Annotated in this window: 14 protein-coding genes; all 14 read right to left on the reverse strand. The window is 58.2% G+C overall.

The annotated features are described in order from the left end of the window. Positions 1-47: 47 nt before the first annotated feature. The 14 genes from purF to leuC all read right to left on the reverse strand — a co-directional run bounded on the left by purF (position 48) and on the right by leuC (position 16,315). The gene (gene purF, locus ACP7A4_RS12010; protein ID WP_048365425.1) at positions 48-1,553 is read right to left on the reverse strand and encodes an amidophosphoribosyltransferase; all 1,506 of its coding nucleotides are present in this window, start codon (positions 1,551-1,553) and stop codon (positions 48-50) included. Between the two features lie 41 nt (positions 1,554-1,594). Continuing rightward, positions 1,595-2,152 (reverse strand): CvpA family protein, encoded by a 558-nt coding sequence (locus tag ACP7A4_RS12015; protein ID WP_048365424.1) that lies wholly within the window; start codon positions 2,150-2,152, stop codon positions 1,595-1,597. A gap of 106 nt (positions 2,153-2,258) precedes the next feature. Next, positions 2,259-2,891 carry an SPOR domain-containing protein gene (locus tag ACP7A4_RS12020; protein WP_426247017.1) on the reverse strand — a complete coding sequence of 211 codons (633 nt, stop codon included), beginning with the start codon at positions 2,889-2,891 and terminating at the stop codon, positions 2,259-2,261. Further along, the gene (gene folC / locus ACP7A4_RS12025) at positions 2,875-4,182 is read right to left on the reverse strand and encodes a bifunctional tetrahydrofolate synthase/dihydrofolate synthase (protein ID WP_203303537.1); all 1,308 of its coding nucleotides are present in this window, start codon (positions 4,180-4,182) and stop codon (positions 2,875-2,877) included. Before folC ends, ACP7A4_RS12020 begins: the two co-directional genes overlap by 17 nt. Continuing rightward, entirely contained in the window at positions 4,179-5,099 is a 921-nt protein-coding gene (accD, locus tag ACP7A4_RS12030; protein ID WP_203303536.1) for an acetyl-CoA carboxylase, carboxyltransferase subunit beta, read from the reverse strand. Before accD ends, folC begins: the two co-directional genes overlap by 4 nt. 270 nt (positions 5,100-5,369) lie before the next feature. Further along, positions 5,370-5,993, reverse strand: coding sequence for a phosphoribosylanthranilate isomerase (locus tag ACP7A4_RS12035; protein WP_059761635.1), 624 nt, complete (start codon positions 5,991-5,993; stop codon positions 5,370-5,372). A gap of 65 nt (positions 5,994-6,058) precedes the next feature. Continuing rightward, positions 6,059-6,883: a tRNA pseudouridine(38-40) synthase TruA gene (gene truA, locus ACP7A4_RS12040; RefSeq protein WP_059761641.1), complete on the reverse strand. Its 825-nt coding sequence runs from the start codon at positions 6,881-6,883 to the stop codon at positions 6,059-6,061. 196 nt (positions 6,884-7,079) lie between these two features. Continuing rightward, positions 7,080-9,701 carry a FimV/HubP family polar landmark protein gene (locus ACP7A4_RS12045; protein WP_426247020.1) on the reverse strand — a complete coding sequence of 874 codons (2,622 nt, stop codon included), beginning with the start codon at positions 9,699-9,701 and terminating at the stop codon, positions 7,080-7,082. Positions 9,702-9,887: 186 nt separating this feature from the next. Continuing rightward, entirely contained in the window at positions 9,888-10,898 is a 1,011-nt protein-coding gene (locus ACP7A4_RS12050; protein ID WP_426247022.1) for an aspartate-semialdehyde dehydrogenase, read from the reverse strand. Positions 10,899-11,054: 156 nt separating this feature from the next. After that, positions 11,055-12,167, reverse strand: coding sequence for an aspartate-semialdehyde dehydrogenase (gene asd / locus ACP7A4_RS12055; RefSeq protein ID WP_426247024.1), 1,113 nt, complete (start codon positions 12,165-12,167; stop codon positions 11,055-11,057). Between the two features lie 68 nt (positions 12,168-12,235). Further along, complete coding sequence (leuB, locus tag ACP7A4_RS12060; protein WP_203303532.1) at positions 12,236-13,318, reverse strand: 3-isopropylmalate dehydrogenase; 1,083 nt, start codon at positions 13,316-13,318, stop codon at positions 12,236-12,238. Between the two features lie 57 nt (positions 13,319-13,375). Further along, a complete protein-coding gene (locus tag ACP7A4_RS12065) occupies positions 13,376-14,140 on the reverse strand; it encodes a class I SAM-dependent methyltransferase (RefSeq protein ID WP_426247027.1) in 765 nt (254 codons plus the stop codon). A gap of 101 nt (positions 14,141-14,241) precedes the next feature. Then, on the reverse strand, positions 14,242-14,886 hold the full coding sequence (gene leuD, locus ACP7A4_RS12070; protein WP_426247029.1) for a 3-isopropylmalate dehydratase small subunit: 645 nt from the start codon (positions 14,884-14,886) through the stop codon (positions 14,242-14,244). A 10-nt stretch (positions 14,887-14,896) separates the two neighbouring features. After that, positions 14,897-16,315, reverse strand: a complete 1,419-nt coding sequence (gene leuC / locus ACP7A4_RS12075; RefSeq protein ID WP_048399452.1) for a 3-isopropylmalate dehydratase large subunit — start codon at positions 16,313-16,315, stop codon at positions 14,897-14,899. Positions 16,316-16,445: the final 130 nt, after the last annotated feature.

The raw sequence follows: 16,445 nt of genomic DNA on the forward strand, positions 1-16,445 counted from the left end.
TATCGCACAAATGCAAACCGGCCCATCAGGGCCGGTTCGGTGAAGCCTTAGTTGTTGTAGATGCCGATGGTGGCGCCCACGCCTTGCGCTATCACCTTGGAGGCATCGTTGCGTGCACGCTCGATACGCTCCAGGTAGTTGTCATCGATGTCGCCGGTCACGTACTTGCCGTCAAACACCGCACAATCGAACTTCTCGATCTTGATTTTGCCGCCGCCGACCGCGTCGATCAGGTCTGGCAAGTCTTGATAAATCAGCCAGTCTGCGCCGATCAGGTCGGCAACGTCCTGGGTGCTGCGATTGTGTGCAATCAACTCGTGGGCGCTTGGCATGTCAATGCCGTACACGTTGGGGTAACGCACCGCCGGCGCCGCCGAGCAGAAGTAAACGTTCTTGGCACCCGCTTCGCGCGCCATCTGGATGATCTGCTTGCAGGTGGTGCCACGCACGATCGAATCGTCGACCAGCATCACGTTCTTGCCACGAAATTCCAGCTCGATGGCGTTGAGTTTCTGGCGCACGGATTTTTTGCGTGCAGCCTGGCCCGGCATGATGAAGGTACGGCCGATGTAACGGTTTTTGACAAAGCCTTCGCGGAACTTGACGCCCAAATGGTTCGCCAGCTCCAGTGCAGCGGTACGGCTGGTGTCTGGAATCGGGATGACCACGTCGATGTCGTGCTCTGGGCGTTCACGCAGGATTTTCTCGGCCAGCTTCTCACCCATGCGCAGGCGGGCCTTGTACACCGACACGCCGTCGATGATGGAGTCCGGGCGCGCCAGGTACACGTGTTCAAAGATACACGGCGTAAGTTGCGGGTTAGCCGCGCACTGACGGGTATGCAATTTGCCATCTTCGGTGATGTACACCGCTTCGCCCGGCGCGAGGTCGCGGATCAGGGTAAAGCCGAGCACGTCCAGGGACACGCTTTCGGAGGCGATCATGTACTCGACGCCTTCGTCGGTGTGACGCTGACCGAACACGATAGGACGGATGCCGTTAGGGTCACGGAAACCGACGATGCCATAACCGGTGATCATCGCAACCACGGCATAGCCACCGCGGCAGCGATTGTGCACGTCGGTGACTGCCGCGAAGACGTCTTCTTCGGTGGGCTGCAACTTGCCGCGCTGGGCCAGTTCGTGTGCAAACACGTTGAGCAGCACTTCCGAATCGGAGTTGGTGTTGACGTGGCGCAAGTCAGATTCGTAGATCTCCTTGGCCAGTTGCTCAACGTTGGTCAGGTTACCGTTATGCGCCAGGGTGATGCCGTAAGGCGAGTTGACATAAAACGGTTGAGCTTCAGCTGAAGTCGAGCTGCCTGCGGTTGGATAGCGCACGTGACCAATGCCCACGTTGCCGACCAGACGCTGCATGTGACGCTGATGAAACACGTCACGTACCAGCCCGTTGTCCTTGCGCAGAAATAACCGGCCGTTATGGCTGGTTACAATACCGGCAGCATCCTGGCCGCGGTGCTGGAGGACGGTTAGCGCGTCATACAGCGCCTGATTGACGTTCGACTTACCGACGATACCGACGATGCCACACATGCGACGCAACCCCTACTTTATGGATCTGAACTGAACATCACTCACTTGGGCTGGATAGCCGGCAAGAGATGCTCCTTGAACGGAATATCAGCGGGTACGCTGATACCGCTGGCGAGCCACTGACTGCTCAATCCCAAAATGAGATTTTTTGACCAGTCGGCAACCAATAGAAATTGTGGCAAGAGCCGTGACTCTTGCCACCACGAGTCCTGCTGTACCGGCCCCAGGCTTAACAACCCGACTGCCACGACCACCAGCAACGCGCCACGCGCTGCGCCGAAGGCCATGCCAAGGAACCGGTCGGTCCCGGACAACCCGGTGACGCGAATCAGTTCGCCGATAAGAAAATTGATCATTGCGCCGACCAGCAAGGTGGCGACAAACATGATGGTGCACCCGACGATGACGCGGGCGGAAGGTGTTTCGATGTATCCGCTGAGATATTCCGACAGCGAACCACCGAACATCCAGGCGACGACCCCGGCAATGATCCAGGTGCACAGCGACAACGCCTCTTTAACGAAGCCGCGCTTCAAACTGATCAGTGCGGAAATGGCAATCGTTGCAACGATTGCCCAGTCAACCCAAGTAAATGGCACAGTGCAGCCTACGGACAGATAAGGCGGCGCATTTTAGCAGAGCGCCGCCGCTCAGGTAAGGCGATTTAGCGGTGCATTCGCGATCCGATGAAACCTTTTTTCACGCTTAGCCACGTTCCGGCTGGAAGCGAACCACAAAACCTTTGAGGTTTTGCTGTTTACCCAGCAAATCACGCAAGCGATCGGCTTCTGCACGCTCAAGCAGCGGCCCCACAAACACCCGGTTCATTCCACCTGACGTGCGAACGTAAGCGTTATAACCTTGATTGCGAAGGGTTTTTTGCAGGTTATCAGCGCTCGCCCGATTGGACAGGCTGACCAATTGCACCGACCAACTGATAGGCAAGCCATTGGCATCGATGCGTTTTTGCGTGGTGTCCAGCTTGGCGGGGGCCTGAGCCACCGTCTGGGCCGGCGTGACCGCAGGCGCTTTTGGCGCCGGGGCCGGCGGTTTTGCGACTGCCGCAGCCACCGGGGCAGGCGCCGGAGCTGGCTGGGTTGCAACCACCTCCTCGACAGGCATCGGCTCTTGGGCAATCACTTGCGGCTGTGGCACAGCGACCGGTTCGACCTGAACCTGAGGCAGCACCGGCACTTGAGGCGCGGTTGGCGCATCGACCTGAATCTGGCGCTGCTCGTCCTGACGCGAAAACAGCATCGGCAAAAAGATCACCGCCAATGCCACCAGCACCAGCGCGCCCACCATGCGTTGCTTGTATGCCTTATCCAGCAAAGCCATGTGCTGCCTCCTGCGTCGCATGCCGCTCCAGCCACTCAAGGGCTTCGGCGACACAATAGAAAGAACCGAACAACAGAATTTCATCGGCCGGGGATGCCCGTTCGCATTGAGCTTGCAACGCAGCAATGACGCTGTCATGGGCGGTTACGGATGCACCGTGACGCTGTAACGCGGCCTGAACGTGCGTCACTGGCCGCGTGCGACTTGTATCAAGCGGTGCAACCGCCCAATGCTCGATCGGCGCGGTGAATTGCGACACTACGCCATCCAGGTCCTTGTCGGCCAGCAAACCAAACACCGCGAAGCGCTTGCCGGCGATGGGACGCTGAGCCAGACGTTGCACCAAATAGTGCGCTGCATGGGGGTTGTGACCCACATCCAACAGCACATTCAAGGTTTTACCGTGCCAATTAAACTGGCGACGATCAAGCCGCCCGGTCACACGCGTGGCTTTGAGTGCCTGAACAATACGCTCCGGCTGCCAGGGCAAATCCATCAGCGCGTAGGCTTGCACGGCCAGCGCTGCGTTTTCCATCGGCAAATCCAGAAGCGGCAGATCACGCAACTCGACAACCCCGCCCTGCCCGTTCATACCGCGCCAATGCCAGACCTGATCGGTTGTGGCCAGGTCGAAGTCACGACCGCGCACAAACAGCGGGCAACCCAACTCATTGGCTTTGTCCAGTAATGTGTGCGGGGGATTGGGGTCACCACACAGCGCGGGCTTGCCCGGCCGAAATATGCCGGCCTTTTCAAACGCCACGGATTCGCGGGTGTTACCCAGGTATTCGACATGGTCGACACCAATACTGGTGACCAGCGCCAGATCAGCATCCACCAGATTGACGGTATCCAGTCGCCCGCCTAGCCCGACTTCCAGCACCACGGCATCAAGCGCGGCACGCTCAAACAGCCACAAAGCGGCCAGGGTGCCCACCTCAAAGTAGGTCAGGGAAATCTCGCCACGGCCTGCCTCAACGGCCGCAAAGGCCTCGCACAGCAGCTCATCTGACGCTTCAACGCCGCAGATTTGCACGCGCTCGTTGTAGCGCAACAGGTGTGGGGAACTGTAAACCCCGACGTTAAGCCCTTGCGCCCGGAGCAATGAGGCCACAAACGCACAGGTCGAGCCTTTGCCGTTGGTGCCGGTCACCGTTACCACCCGAGGCGCAGGCTTGAGTAGCCCCATGCGGTTCGCTACCTCTCGCGAGCGCTCCAGGCCCATGTCGATGGCCGATGGATGCAACTGTTCAAGATAGGCGAGCCACTCGCCAAGGGTGCGCTGGGTCATAGATTAGCTGGAGCCGGAGGTACAACGATGGTTTCAACAGGCGGTGCCACGAACACAGGCGTTGGCAGGCCCATCATTTGTGCGAGCAAGTTGCCCAGGCGTGGGCGCAGTTCTTGACGCGAAACGATCAGGTCGATTGCGCCGTGCTCCAGCAGGAACTCGCTGCGCTGGAAGCCTTCTGGCAACTTTTCACGCACGGTTTGCTCAATCACACGCGGACCGGCAAAACCGATCAGCGCTTTAGGCTCGGCAACAATCACATCGCCCAACATCGCCAGACTGGCCGAAACACCACCGTAAACCGGGTCAGTGAGCACCGAGATAAACGGAATGCCTTCTTCGCGCAGACGCGCCAATACCGCCGAGGTCTTGGCCATTTGCATCAGGGAGATCAACGCTTCTTGCATGCGCGCACCGCCGGAGGCGGCGAAGCAAATCATCGGGCAACGGTTTTCCAGTGCGTAGTTGGCCGCACGGACAAAACGCTCGCCCACAATGGCGCCCATCGAGCCGCCCATAAACGAAAACTCGAACGCCGAGACCACAACCGGCATGCCCAACAGCGTGCCGCTCATGGAAATCAGTGCGTCTTTCTCGCCCGTTTGCTTCTGCGCGCCGACCAGGCGGTCCTTGTACTTTTTGCTGTCGCGGAATTTCAGGCGGTCAACCGGCTCCAGGTCAGCACCCAGCTCAGTACGGCCTTCGGCATCCAGGAAGATATCAATGCGCGCACGTGCGCCAATGCGCATGTGGTGATTGCATTTAGGGCAAACGTCCAGGGTTTTTTCCAGCTCTGGGCGATAAAGCACTGCATCGCAGGACGGGCATTTGTGCCACAGGCCTTCAGGTACCGAACTCTTTTTGACCTCGGAACGCATGATCGAAGGAATCAGCTTGTCTACCAACCAGTTGCTCATGCTTTTTTTCTCCAGTACCGGCGACCCGAACGCTGGGTTCAGGCCCCGTGTATGCCCTTGAGCTAATTCATTAGGTGTGTGGCGATGGTTGCAAACCCCTGCGGTCAGCACTCGGCAAACCAGCATCGACCTTGCAACCCTCAGCCTTCCCGACAACACACTACAGAGCGGCTGCCACTTTAATTTCTGCCCGTCGAACCACCGGGCCCGTCTGCTTTACAGCAGCGGTAATGATGGACGGTGGCAGACAGCCAGCCGTCACATCGCGCATCAGGCTGTTGCGCGAACAGCCTGCATGAAGGCACGAATCTTGTCGTGATCCTTGATGCCTTTACTGATTTCTACGCCGCCGCTGACATCCACGGCATACGGGCGCACCTGGGCAATGGCTTGAGCCACATTGCCTGGCATCAGGCCGCCCGCCAGAATAATCGGTTTGCTCAGCCCTTGAGGTATCAAAGACCAGTCAAAGACCTCACCGGTTCCCCCCGGCACACCTTCGACGTATGCATCCAGCAAAATACCGCTGGCACTTTGATAAACCCGGCACGCCTGCGCGATGTCATCACCCGCTTTCACCCGCAGCGCCTTGATGTAAGGCCGATGGAAGCCCTCGCATTGCTCAGGGGTTTCGTCACCGTGAAATTGCAGTAAATCCAGCGGTACTGCATCCAGGGTTTCGTTCAGTTCGCACGCGCTCGCATTGACGAACAAGCCGACGGTCGTCACGAACGGCGGCAAGGCCGCAATGATCGCCCGTGCCTGCGTGACACTGACAGCACGCGGGCTTTTGGCATAAAACACAAAACCTATCGCGTCAGCCCCGGCGGCAACGGCTGCCAGCGCATCGTCTATGCGGGTAATACCGCAGATCTTGCTTCGAACGACTGACATATCGAGTTCACCCCCAGGGCTTTGTGCGCGAAAGTGCCGGATGGTAACAAATGGTTTTGCAGGCGTCAGCCGTCCAGTTCGCTAAAACCGGTCAGGAAATGCGGACCAATGTAACGTTGAGGCAGTGCGAACTCATCGTGGTATTCAACCTGGACCAGATACAGGCCGTAAGGATGCGCCGTCACACCGCCTGAACGACGCTCACGACTTTCCAGCACCTCCTTTATCCACTCGACCGGGCGCTCACCACAGCCAATGGTCATCAGCACCCCGGCGATGTTGCGCACCATGTGATGCAAAAAAGCACTGGCACGAATATCCAGCACAATCATCTGCCCGTGCCGGGTCACTCGCAGGTGATGCATGTGCTTGATTGGTGATTTGGCCTGGCATTGACCCGCCCGGAAGGCGCTGAAGTCATGCACGCCCAGCAAATATTGAGCAGCCTGCGCCATACGCTCGACATCCAGCGGACGATGATTCCAGGTCACTTCCTGGTTCAAGTGCGCCGGGCGTATTTGATCGTTGTAGATGACATAGCGATAACGCCGGGCAACCGCCTTGAACCGCGCATGAAAATGCGCAGGCATGACCTGAGCCCAACTCACGCTGATGTCATGGGGCAAATTGATATTGGCCCCCATGACCCAGGCTTTCAGCGAGCGCTCAGCCTGAGTATCAAAATGCACCACCTGCCCGCACGCATGTACACCTGCATCGGTGCGGCCTGCGCACAACAATGACACGGGGGATGCGGCGACTTTGGACAGTGCGTTTTCCAGGGTTTCCTGCACCGTCAGCACACCATTGGCCTGACGCTGCCAGCCGCTGTAACGCGAGCCTTTGTACTCCACCCCCAACGCGATGCGGGAAAAACCTTCAGCCGCCATTTCAGCGGCGGCGTTATCTAAATTTGCCAAGGACTTACAGCCTGCTCATGAACGCAAAGGCGGGCATTATAAGGCGCACCCGCCAAGACGCCATGAAACAAATGCAGCCCAACGACGATTGTGAGTGCCGCGATCATTGCCCCCAAACAACAACGGCAGCCCTCAAGGCTGCCGTCATGTGTTGCGGGCTTTCATTTCAACGAAGGTTAGCCAGTATTTCCTTGGCTTCATTGCGTTGAACTTCAGTGCCTTCCTCCAATACCTCGCTCAGAATATCCCGTGCCCCGTCTACATCACCCATATCGACATAGGCTTGCGCCAGATCGAGCTTGGTAGCGGCCTCATCGGCACCGGAGAGGAAGTCGAATTCAGGCTCTTCACCTTGCTCTACAGCATCATCTGCCTCGAATTTGGCTTTATTGACCAGCGGGTCGGCAAGCGGTGGATGCTCAAGACTTTGTGACAAGCGCTCCAGCTCGGCATTCACTTCGTCCAGTTCGACAGAAAAACTGTCGGGAGCAGCCGGAACGTCTTCATCGGCCAGCGACAGGTCAAAGTCGGCAGGCATCTCCAGATCATCGAGACCCTCGACATCGAACAAGGGCGATTCAACGTCAGACAAGCCTTTAAGTTCGTCCTCCAGCCCCAAAAGGTCATCGTCGGCCAGTGTCGGTGCGACCTGCTCATCGGCCGACACGTCCAAATCAAAGCCCGACAGGTCTTCGCTTGACGCTTGAGCCTCGGCTTGCTGCGCCATCACAGCTTCAAAACTCAGCGCGTCATCAACCGCAACGGGTGTGGCCTCCAGGCTCGACTCCGGTGCCAGGTCCGCAGGCGAAGCTGTTTCGAGATCATCCAGGCTCAAGTCGAAATCATGTTCGAACTCATCAGCAGCCAACGGTGCTTCTGGCGCAGGCTCGACCTTGGGTTCGCTAACCGGCTCATCCTCCAGCATGTCTTTGACAAACTGCGCCTCAAGTTCAGCGGCAACGGCTGCCGAAGCAATACCGCCAGCCGCTACCGCGACCATGGCCGGATAACGGCTTTTGAGCTGCTCAACTTCAGCGTGGTTCTTGCCATTGGCAACCAATTGGCGCTCTTGCGCGATAAACGCATCACGCTCGCCCAGCTCGCCATGCACCTGCATCAGCTTGAGGCGTAAATCACTGCGTTGCGGCGCTTGTTCAAGCGCGGACTTGAGCAGTTCTTCAGCTTCTTGGAATTGGCGGCGGGTGATCAAATGCTCAGCTTCAACCAACACATCGGTGTCCGGCTTGGCTTGGGTCGCAGCGGCGGCGACTGCTGCCGCAGCCACGGCCGCAGCAGCAACCACCGGCGCCACAGACTCAACGACCGGCGCAGGTGCAGGTGCAGGTGCAGGTGCAGGTGCAGGTTCGAGTTTGACGCTGGGTGGCGCAACCTCAAGCCCTTCGAAGCTGCTTTCGGGCATTTCCAGGTCCGCTGCAAACTCTGACTCTTCTTCAAGAGCACGAGCCATGCGCAGATGTTTTTCAGCCGCTTGCTGCGCTTTACGGCGACGCGCCAGCAGCAACATGAGCATTAACAACAGCAAGACCGCGCCACCGCCAATCAAACCCAGCAACAGCGGGCTGCTCAGCAGGTCCTGGATGCTGCGCTCCTCGGTGCTTGCATCCTCCTCAACCGGTGCAGGGGGGACGGCTGTGGCTGGCGTGCCTTCGGTGGCCGGTTCGATATCGGCTTCTGGCGAATCAGGCGCCTGAGCGACCAGCTGCGCAGGCGCAGCCGCCACGGCCTCAGTGCCCGGTGCATTGCCCGCTTGCAGCTTGGCCAACTGGTCGTTTTTCAATTCGATCAGGCGTTGCAGCTTGTCCAGCTGGCTTTGCAAGTCCTGCATGCGGCTTTTAAGCTCGGCATTTTCACGACGACTGGCATCCAGACCCTCTTGGGTCGTCGCCAGTTTATCGCTCAGATTCTGTGCGTCGCCGGCAGCGCCTTTACCCGCTGCTTTAGCCGCTTGCGCAGAGACCAGGCTCAGGTTATCGCCAGCAGCGGCCTTAGCTGGCGCGAGCGGTGCTGCTTTACGCCCCGTCGCATCGACTTGCTGCGCTTGCGGGGCAGTACGGCGACCGTTGCGCCAGTCAGCATTCTGCGCGGCCACCTGCGCCATTGCCTTGGCGTGGGGCAACTGAGTACTTTGCGCCGCATCGGGCAAACGCAACACTTGGCCGGTTTTCAAGCGGTTGATGTTGCCATTGATGAAGGCGTCAGGGTTGAGCGCTTGAATCGCCAGCATGGTTTGCTGCACGGAGCCGCCGTTACGCGTCTTGGCAGCGATTTCCCATAAGGTGTCACGCGCCGAGGTGGTGTATTGCGTTGACGCGCCAGCCGCTGCGGGCTTTGCAGACGCCGAAGCGGCAGCTGCGGTCTGTGGCGAGAACTTGGCCGGATCAAGCAAGACACTGTAGTCGCGCAGCAAACGGCCGTTGGGCCACATCACTTGCACCAGAAACTTGACGAAGGGTTCGGACAACGGCTGGGTGGACGTCACGCGCAGTACGCTTTTGCCCTCAGGGTTGATCACGGAGGTAAAGCGCAGGTCATTGAGGAATGCGGGACGCTGAACGCCTGCCTTGGTGAACTCTTCAGGCGGTGCCAGGCTTGGCACCACCTCTGCCGCTGTTAAATCCTTGATATCCAGCAATTCTATTTCGGCAAGCAGTGGCTGGTTCTGAGTCGACTTCAGCGTCAGTTCCCCGAGCCCAAGCGCCTGTGCCATACCGGATGACAGCGCCGAAGCGGCGGCTATTGCTAACACTAATTTGCGAACTTGAACCATAGCCTCTTCCTTATTGGTACAGAACTCGTCCTGCGAGATCTGTGTAGCTGCTGCCTTAAGACGATGCCCGCACTGCTCAGGCGCCCGACAATCACCCCATTACGCTTTACGAGCCCTGACAGCAGCTGAACTGCAACGATTGGCCGTCTGGCTAGAATCATTCTGCAAATTGACGCCAAGTATCTTTTACAGTGGGGCTTTTATCAACAACTCGGCCACTTGCACGGCGTTCAATGCAGCGCCTTTACGTACGTTATCTGACGTTAACCACAGATTAAGTTCAGAAGTATCGTCCACGCCGTGGCGAACACGACCTACATACACTACATCCTGGCCCACTGCATCACCCACCGCAGTAGGATAGTCGCCCGCCTCGACCAACTCGATACTATCGGCCGCTTCAAGCAATGCATTAACGGCATCCAGGTCTACCGGCCCGGCCAGTTGCACCGAGACACTAAAGCTGTCGCCAAAAAACACCGGCGCTTGAACGCACGTCACCGCCACTTTGAGGGCAGGCAGGCCGAGCACTTCACGCAACTCACTGACCAGGCGTTTTTCTAGCGGCACATGGCCCTGAGCGTCGGGCTTGCCGACTTGAGCCAGCAAGTTGAAGGCCATTTGACGGTCAAAAAACGTCGACTCCAGCGGCCGTAGGTTGAGCAATTCTGCCGTTTGACGCGCCAGTTCTGATACCGCTTCGCGACCTTGGGCCGAAACAGCCAGGCACGCCGTCACGTTCACCCGCTGAATATCGAGCACGCCGCGCAAAGGCGCCAATACCACCGCCAATGCGGTGGCCGAGGCACTTGGGCTGCTGACTTGCACCGGCTTGGCCAACCCCTTGAGAACGTGCGAGTTGGCTTCGGGCACGATCTGCGGCGCCTGCACGGCGGGCAATGCACCGGACAAGTCGATGATGGTGCAACCCGCGGCTCTGGCCTTGGCCGCATAACTCAGCGTCACGGCGGGACCGGCTGCAAAAAACACCAACTGCACGGTACTGAAATCAAACGCGTCGACTTCACGCACTCGCACGTTTTTACCGCGGTAAGGCACCGAGCTTCCGGCCGATTCGATACTGGCCAGCAAATGCAATGCTGTAATCGGAAAATCACGTTCTTCGAGAATTTGAACAAGGGTTTCGCCGACAGTGCCGGTGGCGCCAACGACGGCGATATCAAAGGACTGGTTCATGTAGCTACCTCAGGCGAAACATTGGGAGCGGCACTTTACCGGGCACAACCCCGGTAGGCAACGCACGGTACGCCGCTCAATGGTTACATAAACTTTACGCCCACTAAAAAGCCCGCGGCTCTTGCGAGACGCGGGCTTGACAGCGAGCAGCGCGAATTAACGCTCCAGCAAGATCCGCAGCATGCGACGCAACGGTTCAGCTGCGCCCCACAGCAGTTGGTCACCGACCGTGAAAGCACCAAGGAATTGCGAGCCCATGTTCAGCTTGCGCAAACGCCCCACCGGTACATTCAGGGTGCCCGTGACTTTAGTCGGGCTCAGTTCCTGCATGCTGATTTCGCGCTGATTGGGCACCAGCTTGACCCAAGGGTTGTGCTGGCTGATCAAGCCTTCAATGTCGGCAATCGGCACATCTTTGTTCAGCTTGATGGTCAACGCCTGGCTGTGGCAGCGCATGGCGCCGATGCGCACGCAAATGCCATCGACAGGAATCGGGTTTTTGAAACGACCCAAAATCTTGTTGGTTTCAGCTTGCGCTTTCCACTCTTCACGGCTCTGGCCATTTGGCAGCTCTTTGTCGATCCAGGGGATCAAGCTGCCAGCCAGTGGCACACCAAAGTTCTCGGTCGGGTACGCATCGCTGCGCATGGCGGCTGCAACCTTGCGGTCGATGTCCAAAATGGCGCTGGCCGGGTTAGCCAGTTCATCTGCCACTGCGGCGTGGTTTGCGCCCATTTGCTTGATCAGCTCACGCATGTTCTGCGCACCGGCACCGGAGGCTGCCTGGTAGGTCATGGCGCTCATCCATTCAACCAGACCGGCTTCAAACAGGCCGCCCAGGCCCATCAGCATCAAGCTGACGGTGCAGTTACCGCCCACGTAGTTTTTAGTGCCCGCATCCAACTGCTGATCGATCACCTTGCGGTTGACCGGATCCAGAATAATCACCGCGTCATCCTGCATGCGCAGGCTCGACGCTGCGTCGATCCAGTAACCTTGCCAGCCTGCCTCACGCAGCTTGGGGAACACCTCAGTGGTGTAGTCGCCGCCCTGGCAGGTCAGGATCACATCGAGGGTTTTCAACTCTTCAATGTTGTAAGCATCCTTCAGCGGGGCAATATCTTTGCCCACGGACGGACCTTGTCCACCGACATTGGAAGTGGTGAAAAACACCGGCTCAATAAGATCGAAATCCTGCTCTTCCAGCATCCGCTGCATGAGCACGGAACCGACCATACCGCGCCAACCGACCAGACCTACACGTTTCATCGCAACTACACCTTTAACAAAAAGTGGGGTCGTTACTTCCACCAACAGGAAGTAACGGGCCCGAGAGATTACAGATTCTGTAGCGCGGCGACTACTGCATCGCCCATTTCCTGTGTACCGACCCGGGTGCAACCCGTCGACCAGATGTCACCGGTGCGCAAGCCCTGATCCAAAACCCGGCTCACCGCCTGCTCGATGGCGTCTGCTGCCGTGTGCTGATTGAAGCTGTAACGCAGCATCATCGAGACCGACAAAATGGTCGCCAGCGGGTTGGCAATGCCCTGCCCCGCGATGTCCGGCGCCGAGCCATGGCACGGCTCGTACATGCCTTTGTTGTTGGCGTCCAGCGAAGCCGATGGCAGCATGCCGATGGAACCGGTCAACATAGACGCTTCATCAGACAGGATGTCGCCGAACAGGTTGTCGGTCACGATCACGTCAAATTGCTTGGGCGCGCGCACCAACTGCATCGCGGCATTGTCAACGTACATGTGGCTCAGTTCAACGTCCGGGTAGTCTTTGGCCACCTGTTCGACGATTTCACGCCACAACTGGCTGGAGGCCAGCACGTTGGCCTTGTCGACCGAACACAGTTTTTTACCGCGCACACGCGCCATGTCAAAACCGACGCGGGCGATACGGCGGATTTCGCTTTCGCTGTACGGCAGCGTGTCATACGCCTGACGCTCGCCGTTTTCCAGCTCACGGGTGCCACGTGGTGCGCCGAAGTAGATGCCGCCGGTCAACTCACGGACGATCAGAATATCCAGACCCGCAACGATCTCGGGCTTGAGGCTGGAAGCATCAGCCAACTGCGGATAAAGGATCGCCGGACGCAGGTTGCCGAACAGGCCCAATTGAGCGCGGATCTTCAACAAGCCGCGTTCAGGACGGATGTCACGTTCGATGGTGTCCCATTTAGGCCCACCCACCGCGCCGAGCAACACGGCGTCAGCCTCACGCGCACGCGCCAAAGTTTCATCCGCCAGCGGCACGCCATGTTTGTCGATAGCGGCGCCGCCGATCAGGTCATGGGTCAGTTCAAAGTCGAGCTGGAACTTGTCGTTGGCTACCTCCAGCACCTTGACCGCCTGAGCCATGATTTCTGGGCCAATACCGTCACCTGGGAGAATCAGAATCTGCTTGCTCATGGGTTCCTCTTTTTTGTCTGTTGGTGCCCCCGCAGGCGCACCTTGAAATAGGTAGGGTTACTTCTCAGCCCACAGCACCAGCACGTCAGTGCTGAACGACCCATCGGCTTCAATTTCAAAATATTCGCGCACTTCACTGCCCATCGACTGCTGCAACGCCCGTATCGCCACGCTCATGGCGACCGGGGTGCGCATACGTGCAATCCAGGACCCGAACTCTAAACGCAAACGCTGACGCAGCGTACTGCGGGTGTGTAAACCGGCTTCGCTGGCCTGACGCAGCCATTCGCCTGCCGAGTAATCACGCACATGGCTGGTGTCGCGCAGCACCTCGACACTCTGCAAGTAGGTGTCGAACAACGGGCTACCCGGCGAGATCACGTCAATAAAGGCCGCTACCCCGCCCGGTTTGAGCACCCGTCGCACTTCGCGCAAGGCCTGGCCCAGATCACTCCAGTGATGCGCCGAATAGCGGCTGAACACGTAATCGAATTCACCGTCGGCAAAGGGCAAGCGTTCGGCAGCACCACACACGGCGCTGATGTTGTTAAGGCCACGCTCTGAAGCCGCCGCCTGCACCACATCGAGCATTTGCTGCGACAGGTCGTAGGCCACGACGTCTTTCACCAGTGCCGCGACGTGAAAACTGACATGCCCCGCGCCACACCCCAGGTCCAGCACGCGCACCCCGGACTTGCCTGCCAACTCAGCTTGCAGCAGCCCGAACTCGGCCCCTTGCGCATGCACGGCGCTGCTCAGATAGGCCGCCGCCTGTTCACCGAACTGTTTTTGTACAACCTGACTGTGCTGGGCGTTGGTCATGCTGATGTCCTTTAGGTCACGGGCTCATCGTTAGGGCTGGCGTGGACTGCGATGTGTTGAACGTTTAAAAACATCACAGCCTGCGCCAGCACCTGCAGAGGTTAGGCGTCACGAAACAACCACGGCTGACTGGCTCGGTGCTTGCTTTCGAACGCCGCAATCGCGTCATCGTCCTGCAAGGTCAAACCGATGTCATCCAGGCCATTGAGCAAGCAGTGTTTGCGAAACGCATCAATCTCGAAGCTCAAGACCTTGCCATCCGGGCGGGTCACAGTTTGGGCTTGCAGGTCGATATTGAGCTGATAACCCGGCGTCGCCTCAACTTGCGCAAACAGCTCGTCGACCTCGGCGTCACTCAAGATGATCGGCAACAAGCCGTTTTTAAAGCTGTTATTGAAGAAGATGTCGGCATAACTCGGCGCGATGATGCTGCGAAAGCCATATTCTTCCAGCGCCCACGGCGCGTGCTCACGGCTGGAGCCACACCCGAAGTTTTCGCGGGCCAGCAACACGCTCGCCCCTTGATAACGCTCGTCGTTGAGCACGAAGTCTTTGTTCAGTGGGCGCTTGGAGTTGTCCTGATACGGCTGCCCCACGTCCAGATAACGCCATTCGTCGAACAGGTTAGGACCAAAACCGGTGCGCTTGATGGACTTCAAGAACTGCTTGGGAATGATCTGGTCGGTGTCAACGTTGGCTCGATCCAAAGGGGCAACAAGACCGGTGTGCTGGGTAAAAGCTTTCATGCTGCGCTCCTTAAATCAATTCGCGGACGTCGATGAAACGACCGTTGACAGCGGCGGCGGCGGCCATCGCCGGGCTGACCAAGTGGGTGCGTCCCCCGGCGCCCTGACGGCCTTCGAAGTTGCGGTTGGAAGTGGATGCACAATGCTCACCCGACTCCAGACGGTCCGGGTTCATGGCCAAACACATCGAGCAACCCGGCTCACGCCATTCAAAACCGGCTTCAAGGAAGATTTTGTCCAGCCCTTCGGCCTCGGCCTGAGCCTTCACCAAACCGGAGCCCGGAACCACAATCGCCTGCTTGATGGTCGAAGCCACTTTACGACCTTTGGCAATCACCGCGGCCGCACGCAAATCTTCGATGCGCGAGTTGGTGCATGAGCCAATAAACACGCGGTCCAACTGGATGTCGGTGATCGCCTGATTGGCGCTCAAGCCCATGTACTTCAAGGCACGCTCAATTGAGCCACGCTTGACCAAGTCAGCTTCCTGCGCGGGGTCCGGCACGTTCTGATCCACCGCCAAGACCATTTCCGGGGACGTGCCCCAGCTCACTTGTGGCTTGATCTGCGTCGCATCCAACTCGATGACGCTGTCAAAGCGTGCATCTGCATCCGAGACCAGGTCTTTCCATGCTTCTACCGCCAATGCCCACTCGGCGCCTTGCGGTGCAAACGGACGGCCCTTTACGTAGTCAACTGTCTTCTGATCCGCAGCCACCAGACCGACGCGCGCGCCTGCTTCGATGGACATGTTGCAGATGGTCATGCGCCCTTCTACCGACAAGTCGCGAATTGCGCTGCCCGCAAACTCAATCGCATGACCATTGCCACCGGCCGTGCCGATTTTGCCGATCACCGCGAGGACAATGTCCTTGGCGGTGACGCCAAATGGCAACTGGCCTTCTACCAACACCTGCATGTTCTTCATTTTTTTTGCAACAAGGCACTGGGTGGCCAGCACGTGTTCGACTTCGGAGGTCCCGATGCCGTGGGCCAATGCACCAAACGCGCCGTGAGTCGAGGTGTGCGAGTCGCCGCAGACCACGGTCATGCCTGGCAATGTGGCGCCTTGCTCGGGGCCGATAACGTGCACGATGCCCTGACGCACGTCATTCATCTTGAATTCGGTGATGCCGTATTCGTCACAGTTGTCATCAAGGGTTTGCACTTGCAAACGTGAAACCTGGTCAGCAATCGCTTCGATCCCGCCTTTGCGCTCTGGCGTGGTCGGTACGTTGTGATCCGGGGTCGCGATGTTGGCATCGATGCGCCAAGGCTTGCGCCCTGCCAGACGCAGCCCTTCAAAGGCTTGCGGCGAAGTCACTTCATGGATGATGTGACGGTCGATATAGATCAGCGCCGAACCATCGTCGCGCTGCTTGACCAAATGCGAATCCCAGAGCTTGTCGTAGAGCGTTTTGCCGGCCATCACACGGTTCCTCATCAGCTACTTTCTGTGCCAATAACCACTTGGCTTGTGAGGTCGATGCTAGGGCGTTACAGTTAATAACTCAAATTCATAATTTTCATAGTTTGGATAACCAAAAGGAATTCGAAAC

This window comes from Pseudomonas sp. TWR3-1-1, from assembly GCF_049896545.1.
GTDB lineage: Bacteria > Pseudomonadota > Gammaproteobacteria > Pseudomonadales > Pseudomonadaceae > Aquipseudomonas > Aquipseudomonas weihenstephanensis.